The organism is Serratia rhizosphaerae, from assembly GCF_009817885.1.
In the GTDB taxonomy this organism is placed as follows: Bacteria; Pseudomonadota; Gammaproteobacteria; order Enterobacterales; family Enterobacteriaceae; genus Serratia_B; species Serratia_B rhizosphaerae.
Map to the genome: position 1 here is coordinate 204,904 of NZ_CP041764.1, position 15,046 is coordinate 219,949.

Annotated in this window: 12 protein-coding genes and 5 pseudogenes; 1 reads left to right on the forward strand and 16 read right to left on the reverse strand. The window is 55.4% G+C overall.

Features of this window, described 5'->3' with window-relative positions; all coding sequences use genetic code 11:
* Positions 1-20: 20 nt before the first annotated feature.
* The 13 genes and pseudogenes from FO014_RS01090 to FO014_RS01150 form a co-directional block, all read right to left on the reverse strand.
* The gene (locus FO014_RS01090) at positions 21-596 is read right to left on the reverse strand and encodes a phage baseplate assembly protein V (protein ID WP_160027159.1); all 576 of its coding nucleotides are present in this window, start codon (positions 594-596) and stop codon (positions 21-23) included.
* Positions 589-1,212 carry a phage tail protein gene (locus tag FO014_RS01095; RefSeq protein WP_160027161.1) on the reverse strand — a complete coding sequence of 208 codons (624 nt, stop codon included), beginning with the start codon at positions 1,210-1,212 and terminating at the stop codon, positions 589-591. The genes FO014_RS01090 and FO014_RS01095 overlap by 8 nt, the downstream gene beginning before the upstream one ends.
* Positions 1,209-1,715, reverse strand: a complete 507-nt coding sequence (locus tag FO014_RS01100; RefSeq protein WP_160027163.1) for a phage major tail tube protein — start codon at positions 1,713-1,715, stop codon at positions 1,209-1,211. The genes FO014_RS01095 and FO014_RS01100 overlap by 4 nt, the downstream gene beginning before the upstream one ends.
* Entirely contained in the window at positions 1,716-2,267 is a 552-nt protein-coding gene (locus tag FO014_RS01105; RefSeq protein ID WP_160027165.1) for a hypothetical protein, read from the reverse strand.
* Positions 2,264-2,923 (reverse strand): hypothetical protein, encoded by a 660-nt coding sequence (locus FO014_RS01110; protein ID WP_160027167.1) that lies wholly within the window; start codon positions 2,921-2,923, stop codon positions 2,264-2,266. The genes FO014_RS01105 and FO014_RS01110 overlap by 4 nt, the downstream gene beginning before the upstream one ends.
* Before the next feature lie 20 nt (positions 2,924-2,943).
* Complete coding sequence (locus tag FO014_RS01115) at positions 2,944-3,321, reverse strand: head-tail joining protein (RefSeq protein WP_160027169.1); 378 nt, start codon at positions 3,319-3,321, stop codon at positions 2,944-2,946.
* On the reverse strand, positions 3,318-3,740 hold the full coding sequence (gene gpFI, locus FO014_RS01120; RefSeq protein ID WP_160027171.1) for a DNA-packaging protein FI: 423 nt from the start codon (positions 3,738-3,740) through the stop codon (positions 3,318-3,320). The genes FO014_RS01115 and gpFI overlap by 4 nt, the downstream gene beginning before the upstream one ends.
* 48 nt (positions 3,741-3,788) lie before the next feature.
* Positions 3,789-4,841: a major capsid protein gene (locus FO014_RS01125; protein WP_160027173.1), complete on the reverse strand. Its 1,053-nt coding sequence runs from the start codon at positions 4,839-4,841 to the stop codon at positions 3,789-3,791.
* 80 nt (positions 4,842-4,921) lie between these two features.
* Positions 4,922-5,263: a head decoration protein gene (locus FO014_RS01130; protein WP_160027175.1), complete on the reverse strand. Its 342-nt coding sequence runs from the start codon at positions 5,261-5,263 to the stop codon at positions 4,922-4,924.
* A 2-nt stretch (positions 5,264-5,265) separates the two neighbouring features.
* Positions 5,266-6,570, reverse strand: a complete 1,305-nt coding sequence (locus FO014_RS01135; protein ID WP_160027177.1) for a S49 family peptidase — start codon at positions 6,568-6,570, stop codon at positions 5,266-5,268.
* Positions 6,557-7,324, reverse strand: a pseudogene (locus FO014_RS01140) (phage portal protein); the annotation flags it as partial. The gene FO014_RS01135 and the pseudogene FO014_RS01140, both read right to left, overlap by 14 nt.
* A gap of 461 nt (positions 7,325-7,785) precedes the next feature.
* Positions 7,786-8,103 (reverse strand): annotated as a pseudogene (locus FO014_RS01145) (glycosyltransferase family 2 protein); the annotation flags it as partial.
* A gap of 772 nt (positions 8,104-8,875) precedes the next feature.
* Positions 8,876-9,127: pseudogene (locus FO014_RS01150) on the reverse strand (integrase core domain-containing protein); the annotation flags it as partial.
* A gap of 71 nt (positions 9,128-9,198) precedes the next feature.
* On the opposite strand from FO014_RS01150, the pseudogene FO014_RS01155 reads away from it, so the two are divergent.
* Positions 9,199-10,349: pseudogene (locus FO014_RS01155) on the forward strand (IS3 family transposase).
* Positions 10,350-10,399: 50 nt separating this feature from the next.
* Here the strand turns inward: FO014_RS01155 and FO014_RS01160 are convergent.
* The 3 genes and pseudogenes from FO014_RS01160 to FO014_RS01170 form a co-directional block, all read right to left on the reverse strand.
* A pseudogene (locus FO014_RS01160) lies at positions 10,400-10,597 on the reverse strand (DDE-type integrase/transposase/recombinase); the annotation flags it as partial.
* A gap of 55 nt (positions 10,598-10,652) precedes the next feature.
* Positions 10,653-10,961 carry an Ig-like domain-containing protein gene (locus FO014_RS01165; RefSeq protein WP_160027183.1) on the reverse strand — a complete coding sequence of 103 codons (309 nt, stop codon included), beginning with the start codon at positions 10,959-10,961 and terminating at the stop codon, positions 10,653-10,655.
* Between the two features lie 369 nt (positions 10,962-11,330).
* Entirely contained in the window at positions 11,331-14,951 is a 3,621-nt protein-coding gene (locus FO014_RS01170; RefSeq protein WP_160027185.1) for an Ig-like domain-containing protein, read from the reverse strand.
* Positions 14,952-15,046: the final 95 nt, after the last annotated feature.

A 15,046-nucleotide genomic window follows, 5' to 3' on the forward strand; every position in this document is an offset into this window, starting at 1 on the left:
TCACCATTAAAAAGCCCGGCTCACTGGCCGGGCTTCTCCTCTGACTGCATGGTCTGGTTCGGCGGATCGGTGACACCGCCACCGTCGCCGTTTTCATTGTGGGTATGCCCATTGTGGGTGTCGCGCATCTGCTGCAGGGTGCCGTTTTTATCACTCACCTCGCCGGTCACTTCCAGATCGCCGGTCAGCACCAGCCTGCCGCCCTCGGGCAGGCTGACGTTCAGGGTATTGGCCCCCGTGCTGTACCCGACCGCGGCGCCGTTGCCGAAACGGACAAGATAATCGCCGGAGTTGTCCGACGGCGGCGCCCGATCGTCGGTAAATCCGGCCGGAAACACCAGACCGGCACGCGTTTCACCGCCGGGGCTCAGCACCAGCACCGAGGCCCCCACCGCCGGCAGCGCCCAGACGCTGACCCCGTCATCGGCCAGGCCGGCCAGCCGCAGCCAGCCGCTTTGATGAAGCTGACCGGAGACCGGGTCGCTGCCGAATGTCACCCGGCAACGCGGCGGGCTGATCTGCACCGCCACCACATTGCCGAACCGGATCATGCGCGCCACGCGCCGTGATAAATCTGCCAGTGCATAATCAGCCATCGAACACCCCGCCGATCACCTTTTTCATCGTCTTCAAAGCCTCGCGGAGTCTGGTGTCCTTGTCCCGGAATCCCAGTGACAGGGTTTCCGGCACGGTCTGCCCGTCCGCCAGCCTTTCACCGTAATACTGCAGGCTCAGGGTGATGGTCTGGTGCTTCGCCTGGCTGTTCGGGCGAAACTCATCCATCACCTGGCTGAGCTCCGTCATGACCCAAAACCCCATCACCTTGCCCGTGCCCGCCACCAGCATCAGCGGGGTTTTCGTGCTCGCCTGCAGGCGCAACTGCTCGACCGGATCATCGGAAACGTCGTTAATCAGTCCGTATTTTGTCAGCGCCATCGTCAGCAATGAGGGGTTGATCAGTGTCGCGTAGAGCTCGCAGTCGAATTTGAGCGTCGGCCTCTTTTTACCGGTGTATTGCAGCAGATCGGGCTTGCCGATACGCCCCTGGGCCGCCCAGGTCCACGAATCGCTCAGGCTCAGCTTGCTGTAGGCCAGGGTGCTGAGCTGGAAAATAAAGTCGCCCCACATCATCAGCGGCGGCAGCTGATCCAGATAGTTTTCGACCTGCTCGCGGGCATTTGCCCTGAGCACGGACAGCACATTCGTGTTCATAATATAAGGCTCGTCACGTCATCAGGGATGTTCAGCACGTTAATGCCCATGATTTTTCGCAGTCCGAGGAGCGGGTTTATCTCAAGCAGCGGCATGATACCGTCCGCCGCCACCCGGTAGTAGTTCACCGTGACCGTCATGGTGTGCCCCGTATCGGCCTTGTTATCCGTGCCCGAGTCATCCGGGCGGATGGTGTCGATGTACCCTTCGACCTCATCCTCAAGGTAATCAATGCCCCCGTCCCCCTGGTACGCCCGGCGGACGGTCAGCCTGGCTTTGATACCAGGAATAAAGCCAAAAAATAAAAAGGACGAGTAACCGTGCCCGACAAACTTGTAGGTGGCCGTCATCGGTTTGGTGCCGCGGTCTATCCCTACCGGGGCATTCATGGCGCCCGTTTTAAACCACGTCCGCTCGACCGCGATTTCAGGCGGGGTATAGGTCACCGTATCGGACAGCGCAATACCGTTCATAAAGAGACTGCAGCCGCGATAAATCGACATTTATGCCTCCTCGTCAGGCCCGCGCCGGGCCAGCAGGGTGTAATCATCCTTATGGGCGCCCCCCACGTCAGGGGAGATACCCATCCATACTTCTTTCAGCGTTGGTGCACCGGTATCATCGAACAGATCCATGCCGACGGCCACGCACTGCTCAATCGTCACACACCAGGCGTGATGCGAAGCCAGCGCCTTTTCATCCAGATAGATATTGCCGCTTTCCGCCGAGACGAACTGCGCCGGCCCCGTTCCCGGGCCGAACTGCCGCTGATGGATCCAGCCGGTAAACAGCAGTGCCGCATTTCTGATTTTTCGGTTGTAGCCCTCTGCGGCCAGTTCCCGGACAATATAAAAATTGCAGGTCAGGTTCACCGTGAGCTTTCCTCCCAGGCAGGCCTCGCTTTCCTCCCAGCGCTCTATATCAAAAAACACCGCCGGGGTCTCATAGCCATCGCCCATCTCGCTGTAGATCCCGACCGTTTTAAAGATATCCAGACTCCGGAGCGCGGCCTCTACGGCCGATATGTAGTCTTCAAAATTCAGTAATCCGTTCATCTGCGCCTCCCGGTTTTCAGATCAAAATGAACATTGCCCGCCACGCGCGCATTGAGATCCTGTTCGAAGTAACGCCAGAAGACCGGCCCGATATTGTTAAAAATATGGTCGTCGATGGCATCTTCCATTCCTTCCGCCACCGGGATGCGGGCTTCCCTGATGCGTCCGTCGTCACCGCGGATCCAGACGCTGCGATAGCCGTAACGTTTCCCGATAAAAGCCCTGTCGAACGTCGTGGGGGACAGCCCTTTCCCGGCGGGGAGAAAGGTGACTTTCCCGGTTTTTTGGGCCGCCCCCTTGTTTTTCCGCCGACTGTCGCCCATGCCGCTGAGTTTGCCCTTCAGTTCATGGAGTCGGAACGGGTTCAGCCCGTACCAGATTTTTGCTCCCCGGATCTGCAGGCCCGAAAGACTGCGCCCCTCCCGGCCGGCATTGCGCTGTTTTTTAAACGGCCTGACGCGCCGCCGGGCGATGGATTTTTTCCTGACTCCGGCCTGCGTCATCATCAGCATGACAGAATCGCGATACAGCTTGCTGACTGTCCGGGTCAGTGCGCGGTTATAAGCGCCGACGTACTGGGCCTGGGTGGCATTCAGGGCCTGTTTGAGGCTTTCCATGGCCGAAACATCGATATCAAAAACCTGGGCGTTGACCATGACACCTCCCTCAGGCCCATTCAGTAAACGCTGTACGCGCTATTATCGCTGTCGGTGACCGGATCGAGATAAACCACCAGCAATCCGGCCCCATCCGGCTGAACCTCCCTGACAGAAAAATCCGTCCAGCCGTCCCACGTGATAGCGCCGTCCGGCGTCAGCGCCTTGCCTCGCGGCACGCTCACGACATCACGCGAAGACAGGCCGTCGGCGTCAGTGGCCATGAGCGTCAGGGTTATCACCTTGCCCTGCACAAAGCCGCCATCGGGCAGATCCGTACGGGTATACGGCTCGTCAAACACGGCAAGAACGCTCCCGCCCTTGGGCAGTCTGACCGGCCGGCCAAACGTCGCTATCATCTGCCGGTCGCCGTGACGCAAATCGTCATCGTAGTTCATACCGCATCCGCGTAATTTTCATCAATGAGTGCCTCGGCCTCATCGGCATCCACCACAATCACCTGGCCGGCCGGCACCACTTCACAAACACGTTTCACCACCTCCGGACGACGCTTGTTTACGCCTTCCTTGTAGTGCCAGATGTCTACGGTCGCTTTCAGAAGAATGTGGCGAAGCGGCGCCCCGCCTTTTTCTCGTATTTCCGGCTGCAATTCAGCAGGTATTGTGGCCGCGGTAATCGGCTCGCCGACGGCGGCAATGTCCCCTTCGCCATCGTCATCATCCAGCATGCTGAGCTCCAGCCTTGCCTCACTCAGGCGAGCCTCAAGTTCGGGTTTACTGCCCTCAATACTGAGCTGGCGGCCCAACTGGCCACTCAACGCATTGAGTTCCGCGATCAGTTCTGGTTTGTTCATCATCACCTCGGACAGATGGCGGGAAACCCGCCATATAAGGAAAAAACGGCGTTACGCCAGCTGCACAACCACAAATGCGTCCGGATCCGGCAGGAACATCGCCGGCGCAGATTGCGTCATGGTCATGGTGACACCCGGGTCGCCAGTGATGGTCCAGGTTTTGGGAAAGCGAGTCCCTTCCACCAGTCCCTCACGGATCGCGTCTTCATCCATGATGGCGCCGTAGGTACGCAACCCTCGGGTCAGGGTGTTGCCCAGCACCAGGGTGTTTTCCGGCATAAAGCGCGTTTTCTCACCGGTATCCGGATCGATGTACTGTCCCTTGTAAACGACAATCATCACGTCGCCATAAAACCCCTTGTAGCTGACCACATCCCCCAAATCCTTCAGGGCCGTCTCGAGGCGGCTTCTGGAGCCGCGACGCGTATCCAGTTTCTCGCGAAACCGCTTAAAGCCGTTGAGGGTTTTCCAGGCCAAACCGTCCAGCACAATAATATCGACGGCACCGGACGCATTGTCGGCATACCGGTCGATATCGTCCGTCGGATCGAACGTGTCCGGATCCTGCGCGGACCACGCGGTACTGCCGGACTGGATGATGTTGTTTTCCGGGCTGCGCTGCATATCGATTTCCTGCGTCGGGAACCGATCGCTGGTCAGCGTATACTTGCCATACAGCACCGCCTGCACACCCTGGTACTCCTCGAGCTGCAAGATGGACATCTCTTCATCCCTGAGGTTCTGCGCAATGATGGCGGCGCGGCGCTCTGTCAGTGACAGCGGCTGCGACGGATCTTCACCCGGACGGCGCTTGATGCTCTGGCCGGAATTAACCGTATGTTTGGATTTGACATACCCCGGCTTGAAGCTGCTGGTTGTCGACCCCCGGGAGTGATCGACCTTGCCCGTCACCATCGGTGCGCAATACACCGCCATCGGCACTTCGCCCGGGATTTTATCCAGGTAGACCTCCTCGGTCTGAAAGGTGAAGGTGTCAGGGAAAAACAGCTCGAGAAAAAGCTGCCTGAATTTGAATTTCTGAGTCACCGCGCCCAGCAACTCACGCATGGTGTAGTAGGAGGTAACTGCTGTATTTTCGGACATACAAAATTCCTGTATAAAAACCGCCACAGGGGCGGTTGGAGTCGTTGACACGTGCCGGCAGGGGCCGTGACGTCTGCTGCTCAGCCAATGCTGATGGCCGTACCGACAAACGCGGTCTGTTTCTGGCCTTCCGTCAGATCCTCCGGCCAGTTAATGGCCGTCGAACGAAAAGAGCCCTTGTTGTAGTAGCTGAACCCTGTCACACCCAGCGTGCTGCTCTCGGCAAAGCAGGTCAGCCCCACGGCAGTGCCGGGGGTACCGTCCCACGCCACGAACTCGTCCCCCGAGGAGCCCGAGGAATCCACCATCACCGGTGTCAGGCGGGGAACATCCACGCCCTGCGCCAGCGTACCCACCACCGACAAGGGCAGGTCGGGGCCGAGAATAAAATCATCCTGTTCAAACGTTTCTGTCTGGCTCATGCTTATTCTCCGGTTAAACGCTCAACGGCGGCATTGAGCACGCCCATACGCGTATCGGCGTCAGTTTTTTTCGGCTCCCCGCCGCTGACCGCGTCGGGGGACTCTTTTTCCATTAGCGCATCGAGCGCCGTTTCAGTTTTCGCCTGAGCGCTGAGTGGCGAGGCTGACAGCACGGCCTTTGCTGCATCCAGCGTCATCCCCGGTACTTTTGCCAGCGCTTTAGCCTGCGGCTCCCGCCCCTTCGCCTCATCACATTCCAGAATGGACATGATGCGATGCATTTCATCGCTGGCCACCACCGCGGCATCGACCGACGCGGCCGGGGACACGGGGATATCAACCTGCGTCGATGCCTCCGCCTGCAGTCCTTCCGGCAGCTGTACTTTCTTTTCTGGTTCAGACATATACACTCCTTTCGGTTTCATCGATGCCGCCATGACCGAGACAGCATCTGCATAATTCACCACCCGGCCGGCAAGCCCGGCCTCGATGGCCGCCTCACCTTCATAGGTGTCCGCCTCGGTGGCCAGCACCGCCTCTTTCGTCAGCCCGGTGTACTCCGCCACTTTCGCGGCAAACATCTCGCGGTTCTCATCCACCCGCATCTGAATGTCCGCCCGCACGTCGTCGGGTAACTGCTGATACGGATTGCCGTCGACCTTGTGGGAGCCGGCGTAAATCAGCGTGATATCCACGCCAGCCTGCTCCAGCGCCCTTTCCAAACTGCGGTGCGCCACGACGACGCCTATCGAGCCCACCACGCCGGTCTGTGTGATCAGTCGTTGACTGCAGGCGGAGGCCAGCAGGTATCCCGCCGAGCAGGCCATGTCATTGGCCAGCGACCAGACCGGCTTTTTATCCCGGGCCCGGGCAATCAGGTCGGCGGTATCAAACGCCCCCGCCACCTCACCGCCCGGTGAGTCAATGTCCAGCAGGATCCCTTTCACCGCCGGATCATCCAGCGCCAGCTGCAGGCGGGTAATGATGCCGTCATACCCCGTCATGCCGGAAAACGGCTGCACATACCCAAATTTGTGCACCAGCGTTCCCGTGACGGGCAGTACGGCGATACCGTTTTCCACCCGGTACGATTTGGTGCGGCGCCCGCCCTCATCGTCATCCCAGCCGAACGCCAGTTTTTTCAGCGCGTCGCCGGCATAAGCCTGCCCGGTGACGGCATCCACCAGCCGGCTGGCGCCAAGACGCTCGCCGAGCACAGAAAAGAAAACCCGCGCATAGGCGGGTTCAAGTAGCAGCGGCTGATTGAAGACTCTGGCGGCCAGATGTTGGTAACTAGGCCATTGCATGTTGTTCTCCCGGTTCATCATCCGTTTGTGACGGCAGCCTGACAGCCCAGTCCGGATCGGCCAGCCCCGATTCGCGCCGACGCTCAATCTCAAACTGCTGCTGTTCGAATACGTCTTCGTAGTCCATCCCCTGCAGCGCCAGTTCATGCTGGTAGGTGCTGAGACCGGTGGTGATGCGCATCGCGCTCTCCTGCACCTCCTTCAGTCCGTCAATGGCCATGCGCCCGGCGCCAATCCACAGGGCATGGGTCCAGGAATTACGCGCTTCGTAAAAACCATACCGGGCCCTGGCCGGCAACGTGATCACGCCGCGCGCCACCGCTTCTTCAAACCAGCAGCCAAACATCAGTGACGCCTGGCGGCCGGCAATGAAGCGGCGACGGCCCATGTAGTAGCGCCAGCTGACGTTCGCACTGGCCCGTGCACTGGAGTAGCTGGTTTTGCTGTAGTCTCGCGACAGCTCCTCATACGACACGCCGGCACCGGCGGCAATGTTGCGGATAATGGAGCTTTCCAGCTCGGCAAAACCGTTGTCCGCATTCTGCGCCGTCTGCAAATCCAACTCATCCCCCAGCATCAGGTGGGGGATTTTGACCCCGCCCAGCTTGATATTGGCCCCCTGGTAATAATCAATGATGGTCTTCATCATCACGCTGATGGGGTTCTCCTCCCCCACCTGCCCGCCCGCCAGATATTCAAACGCTTTTTCGGAATCCAGCGGCGAACGAATGGTGGCGGCATACATGGCCCCTATGAAATGTCCAGAAACGAATGTTTTTATGAATCATTGGGTTGTGAGACAAACGGAGGGGGGGGACGTATGAGCTTGCAATACACATTGCAATACACAAAAAATCGCTAGATTTGGTATGGTCACCGGCTCCGGGGGAGAAAGGGCTAAACCATCGGCCTGCAGCTATGAAAAGCGCTGGAGCTTGATAAAAACGAACAAAAAAACCATGTCCGGTTATTTAATAAGTGCAATCGATATATATCAATGAGTTAACACCAATCCTAACCGGACATCACTTCAGAGAAAATCTCATAAATAGCGAGAATGTGCGCGTCGTCCGCCCGGCAGGCTTTTGAGCGCGGGAAAGGACCCGTGAAATCAAAATGGGCATCGATATCATTTGACCGGTGCCCCAGGATGCAGCCGCCAGGCCACCCGGCGTTCGCGCCCCAGCGCATTATTCCATGGGCGCTCGACCGACAGTCCGTCCTCGGCCAGGCATCATCGTCCCACAAAAAGAGATGTTCGCAGCCGGCATCCATCAGCATCTGCAGGCTGGCATTTTTCAATCCCCAAAGACTGTTCATGACGAATAACCTGCACACCGGCCGGAACGACCGCTGCCGGTATCGAACCGTCATCAACCACCACCAGCAGCGCGCCGGCCGGCAAATGCTTTATTTGCTGCTCAAGTGTGTTTTTAATACCTTTGCGCGGCTATGTGTAGCAACAGCAATGCCGATTTTGGCTGACGCTCCACACGCCGACGCGTACGGGACACCATCAATAGTGACCTGCATATATGCTCCCTGAATTTAGAAACGCTGCATATTTTGGTCGGCCCCGCCACAAACGCCAGCACGCATCACTGAATAATATGACACCGGAGGAGTATCACCAACTACATTACCAGACTGGTGTCTAAAAAGTGCATGGAACTATAACAGGATTATTTACAACACAGTCAATAAAAAATAAATTCAAAACTAAACCAATAACCAGAAAAAACATCCCCCCTGACTATTTATCTCTCCTGAAAGATCAGCTATTACAAGGTATAAAGTTTATTTCGCCTTATATTTAACACACCGAAAACCTAAAAATCAGGAGAAACATGATGAGAATGAGTGATTATTATTACATAGCTATCGTGGCTAACGGAAAAAATCAGCATACCATCCATGCTGGCAGGTGCAAGGATATACCTGATATCATATATAGGCGTGTTCTTGGGTTGTTTGATGATCCTGAGCTCGCAATACTAGAGGCCAAGCGAAAAGGATACATCCATGTCAAGGTTTGCCCCTGTCAATACTGCGCTACAAAACCATGTAATTTACAGGGCTAATATTGATACCGTCCGCACCATATAGAAGGACGCACGTAGTAACTCCCCACCAAGGGATTGATACTAAATGCGCCCTTCTCCCTACGATTCTTAGTAGGGCTTCGAAATCATTAGCTTTGACAATCAAAACATGGCATTACCGCCAGCATTGATCTCATGACTGAATTACGTATTGCAGCGCCCAGCGACCTTCCGTTTCATTCTGTTAGCAAGTAGTGTAGTGGTCAAGAAAAACTGGTCATGACCTTAGAGTTTCTCCAGAAAAAAGTTCTGATTCATTTGGCGTCAAACCACCATTACCTTGATAATGGTCTGAGTTGGCTGTAATGTTCCGTGATGTAATTCGTTATCGCTGTGCTGGCTTCGCTAGAATTAGCGTATCTATTATTCGGCACCCACTCCGTTTTCAGACTTCTAAAAAAACGCTCCATGGGGCTGTTATCCCAGCAATCCCTCCGGCGACTCAGGCTTTTCTGATCTTCCCCAGCAATAGTGGACACGCGACTAAGGACTAAGTGAGTAAACTCTCAAGCAAGAGGTGACTCACATGACAAAACCAGCATCAACCACCAAAAAGCCACGCAAGCAACATACACCTGAATTCCGCGACGAAGCCCTGAAACTGGCTGAACGCATTGGTGTGGCCGCAACCGCCCACGAACTCAGCCTTTATGAGTCGCAAATTTACACCTGGCGTAGCAAGCGGCATCAACAGGCAACGTCCTCTGAACGTGAGAGCGAACTCGCCGCTGAGAATGCCCGCCTCAAACGCCAACTGGCTGAACGGGACGAGGAGCTGGCCATTCTCCAAAAGGCCGCGACATACTTCGCCAGGCGCCTGAAATGAAGTATGTCTTTATCGAAAAGCATCAGGCTGAGTTCAGTATCAAAACCATGTGCCGGGTACTGCACGTCGCCCGCAGTGGCTGGTATGCCTGGCGTCAGCGTCGTCACCAGATAAACCGGCGTCAACAGTTCCGACTTGTCTGCGATGATGCGGTTAGACAGACCTTTGCCAAGGCAAAACAGCGTTATGGAGCGCCTCGTCTTGCTGATGAACTGCCGGAGTACAACATCAAGACTATCGCCGCCAGTCTGCGTCGTCAGGGGCTGCGGGCGAAAGCCTCGCGCCGGTTCAGCCCGGTCAGTTACCGTGAGCATGGTCTGCCACTATCCGAGAATCTGTTGAAGCAGGACTTTTACGCCAGCGGCCCGAGTCAGAAGTGGGTGGGTGACATCACGTATCTGCGCACCGATGAAGGCTGGCTGTATCTGGCGGTGGTGATTGACCTGTGGTCGCAGTCAGTCATTGGCTGGTCGATGTCCTCACGGATGACGGCACAGCTTGCCTGCGATGCACTGCAGATGGCGTTATGGCGGCGTAAACGCCCGTAAAATGTCATCGTGCACACAGACCGAGGTGGTCAGTACTGTTCAACGGATTACCAGAGCTTACTGAAACGGCATAATCTGCAGGGCAGTATGAACGCTAAAGGCTGTTGTTACGACAATGCCTGTGCGGAAAGCTTCTTTCACTCACTGAAGGTGGAATGTATCCACGGGGAGGACTTTGCCAGCCGGGAAATAATGCGAACGGCAGTGTTTAATTATATCGAGTGCGATTACAATCGCTGGCGTCGTCACAGTGCCTGTGGCGGTCTTAGCCCGAAACAGTTTGAAAACCAAAACCTCGCTTAGGGCCGTGTCCACATTACGTGGGTAGGATCATTCTTCATCTGACAGCTTCATAATAACTGCCTGAAATTCCTGCTGGTATAGTGGCTACCTTGATCCGAATGATACAGTAAATTAGCCGGTTTCCCTCGCGCTTCCCAGACCATGGACGGCGCTTTACCTGTCCGTGCAGAATCCGGGGAAAATGACATGGCACAGCAAACCGGTTTACGGGAAAGCAGTTCAAGCACAACGGCTAAATAAGCCCAGCCTAAAGGGGAAAAAATCCACTTCGCTGGGCTTCTCCACGACAATCAATATTTACTTTCAATCAAACGTGACTGTTGTCGTCGCCCGGGTACGATTTAGTTCAGCCTGAACTTCTGATGAACCTGCAGTTGTACTGGTCAGCATGGCGATAGCAGTACCACTGGCGTCAGTCACTACCGGTGTAGTGATTGTACCATTTGAACTTGAGAAGTTCACACTTTGCCCCGAAACAAGGGTGCCATCAGTCAGGCGAGCAACCAACGCCACAACTTTATTAGTATCAACACCATCAGCCTTTGCATGATTTTTAATACATGTGAGACTAACAACTACTGCATTAGGATCACTTTGTAATTTCTTTGACATAACAAGCCCCTTTTTGCTTTTCAAACAACCAGATTAGTAAAACACCTTATTAAAAGCAGCATTAACGCCCATGACCACATGAGAATATTTCAACACCACTCATCTTTGAAGCCTCCCTACCTTCCGACACTATCAATTAGCCACTGTGCACTTATTAGAAAACATCAATTAATAAAACACCCATGCAATTTAATGCAGTACAAGTGGAGCACATTTCAACAAAGCAATAAAACAAACTCAAATTCATTACCAATGAATTATAAATGGCCTTTGAATATAACAATTAACAATCAAAAACAGCCGCATCCCAGAGATAGCATTACCATGGCGGCCTACCATCCAGGCAGGCCGCACCAGAGAGACTTACCGTCAGGACTCCGTCAGGGTAAATTTATAGTTGGCGTCAGACTCACCTTCATCAGAGTAATGTGTATATGCGGTATATTCGCCATAACCATCAAAATAAAAGTGCCGCGTTATTTTCAGGACGCCGCTGTCCGGCACGGTGACGCTACCGTAGGCTACATTACTGACCTCCCCCGCGGGATTACGCAATCCCAATAGCACTCTTCTCCCCGGTTCACCCCAGGCATAATAAGTAATACTCCCTTCGGTGTAGACCTTGCTCCCGCCGTTATCAAGAAATACACCGTTTTGCGCCATCGCCCCCACTATCGGCGTACTGGCATGGGGATTGGCAATGGTCAACACAAACTCATCCGAGACTGTATGCGTTTCATCATCCGCCGTCGTCACCGTGTAATGATAAACACCGTCATAGCGGATAGGCACGGTGTAACGCCACTGCCCGGTGCCGTCTGCCTGTATGGTCGCGAGGGACGTGCCATCCCGATAAAGCCTGACCTCACTGCCCACCTCCGCAGTCCCCCTCAGAGTGGGCGCCATATCGTCCGTGGTCCCGTAGTTCTGGATATCCTGCTGCGTTTCGCCCACATCATCATAAGCACCGGTAATGCGCGGGGTTTCCAGAATGCTTATCTTGAGCTCTTTATAAGAATCATTACCGAGCGTGGCCACAACAACACAGTCTCCCCTGTCACCGACATCCGTCAATGTCACACTGGTTTGCCCATCGGCCCCCGTCACTGTCGATGCCTCGCTCAAGGCTCCCGAGGACGATTGCCAGGTCACCGTTTCGCCACCAACGGGCTCTCCCTGATTCATGACCGTCGCCGTCAGCGTCGCGCTGTCCACGCCGTTGTTCATGATGGCGTTTTTGTCCGTCGTCAGCGCAGAAAGGCTCAACGTGGCATTCTTATCGACGATTTCAACAACAAACGTTACCTGATTCTTGTTATCCAAACGCGCGGTAACAACCGCGATTCCAACATCACCCAGGTCAGTAAGCTCGTTCTCTGCCAGCCCTGAGTGATTCGTTTGTGTCGTCGCGGCACGCAGCGCGCCCAGCGTGGTTTCCCAGTAAACCGGGATGACCTTATCAGAAAGTGTATTGCCATTCCGGTCAAGAACAAGCGCGCTCAGGTCGGCAGAATCAACCCCGTCATTCACCAGAACACTATCTTGAGCGAAGTTAACAATCGTATAGGTCTCTGCAACATCCTGTACGCTTATCGTCGACGTGGCCTTGTCTCCGTTATCCAGTGCTGCAGTGACAACCGCGCTGCCAATATCTCCGTCAGCCGTCAGCGTGACCTGCGCCTGTCCGTTCACGTCCGTTTCAGAAGTGGCACTCTCCAGGGTCCCCAGCGTCGTGCTCCAGGTGACCGTTACCCCCGCCACCATCTCATTGTTCGCATCAAGAACACTGGCTGTCAGGGTCGCCGTATCCTTGCCGTCATTGTAAATAATGCCTTTGTCACTGACGAGGATATCGATGACATCTGTCGAATGCTCATCGGTGAAGTTGACTACCACACTGTCGCTACTGTCATTAATGCTCGCCGTCACCGTACTGTGGCCGGCAGTGGTGCTCGTCAACGTCGTCGTTGCCTTCCCTGTCGTGTCTGTCCTTGCCGACGCTTGAATGACCGCACCATTATCCGCCTCAAAGCGAACCTCCTGCGCAGCCAACGCCAGGTTATCTCCGTCAACCACCGTCACCGTGACCTCATTACTCTCAATACCATCCGCCCAGGCATTATCCTTGGCAACAAGCAATCCGCCGATGACGGCTTCCGGGTCGTTACCGCCCCACTCGACAAAGTTAATCGTCGTGCTCTCGGCGCTGTCATTGATGCTCGCCGTCACCTGGCATGCCCCCGCCGTCAGACTGCTCACTGAGGCTGTCGCCTTGCCGTGTTCATCCGTAATTACCGGGGTAACCTGAATGACCGCACCGTTGTCCGCCTCAAAGCGCACGCTCTGGTTCGCCAGCAACCGGTTATCGCCGTCCACCACTTCGGCCACCACCGTGTTGACGGCCACACCGTCCGCCACCGCATTATTGATGCCGATATAAACCCCGGCAATCACCGCATCCGGGTTGATGATGTCCCCTTCGCTAAAGGTGACATCGGTACTTCGGGTACTCGCATTGATGGCTGCGGTTACCGTCACGGCCCCCTCGACAGTGCTGGTCAGCGTCGTCGTTGCCTTACCATGCTCATCCGTCAGCACCGGACTGACAATCACCGCATCGTTCGTCGCCGTGAACGTCACGCTCTGATTGGCCAGCAGGACATTATTACTGTCAACCACCTCAACCATCACGCTGTTGGTCGCCTGCCCATCAGCGGCCGCCAGGTCATCCAGCGTGCGCAAGGAGGAAATCTCCGCTGTCGGGTCGTTGCCTTCGGGCTCGGTAAATACCACGCTCAACGACTCTTTACTGCTGTTTATTAACGCGGTCACCGTGGAGAGGCCCGGCCTCAGACTGGTCAGCGTCGCCACCGCCTTGCCCTGTGTATTTGTCACTACCGGAGAGTCAACAACAGCTCCGTTCGTGGCCTGAAAATCGACACTCTGCCCTGCCAACAAACGATTATCACCACTCACAATCTCGGCGGTCACTGCATTGGCATCAACGCCATTCGCGACAGCATCATCTTCGGTAACCATCAAGAAACTGATAAAAGCGGTCGGGTCATTACCTCCGTCTTCAACAAAATTCACCTCAGTTTCCAGGCTGGAGTCGTTAATACGGGCGGTGACGGTCGCCTTGCCCGGGGTCAGACTTGTCAGGGTTGTCGTGGCTTTCCCCGACATATCGGTAATCCCCGGACTGATAATCTCGGCGCCATTATCCACCGTGAAGGTCACGCTCTGGTCCGCCAGCAGCTTTCCGCCTTCCCCCACCACCTCTGCGGTGACCTTGTTCGTTGTCGTACCATCAGCGACCGCATTATTATCAGTGGTATGCAAAAACGCGAGATAGGCCGTCGGGTCATTGCCGTCGCTCTCATCGAACACCACCTCCACATCGCTGCTGCTGGCGTTGATAGTGGCCGTCACAGTGACAACCCCCGCTTCAGTGCTGGTCAGCGGCGCACTGGCCTTGCCCAGCTCATCGGTCAGGACCGGGCTCTGGATGAGGGCGCCATTATCCGCCTCAAATGTCACGCTTTGGTTCGCCAGCAGCCCGCCATCCCCGTCGGTGACCTCAGCCGTCACCTCGTTGGTTGACGCGCCATCAGCCTGGGCATTGTTCTGGGAGACGTACAAATCCTCAATCACCGCATTCGGGTTGTTGCCATCACCATCATCATTGGAGACAAAGGTCGACTCCACGGTCTTCTGGCTGTTATTGATGCTGGCTGTGACCACGTAAACACCCGCCGTTGTGCTGGTCAGTGTCGCCGTGGCTATTCCCTGCTCGTTGCTTTCTGCCTGGCCTTGAATACTGGCACCCTCCTCAACGACAAAGGTCACCATCTGGCCGGACAGAGGAACCGTATCACCGTCATTCACCTGAGCAACAACGGAATTCGTCGTCTGTCCGTCAGCAGGTGAGTTATCATTCTTAATCAGTAACGAGTGAATGGTGGCATTAGGGTTATTAATAGTAGGCATAGTCCCACTCCCGATGTGTTATTTTATTTGGCGCGCAACAAAAAGCAGCAATAGTGCTGATAACGGCCAACACGATAAATACAACCTAGCTCAGC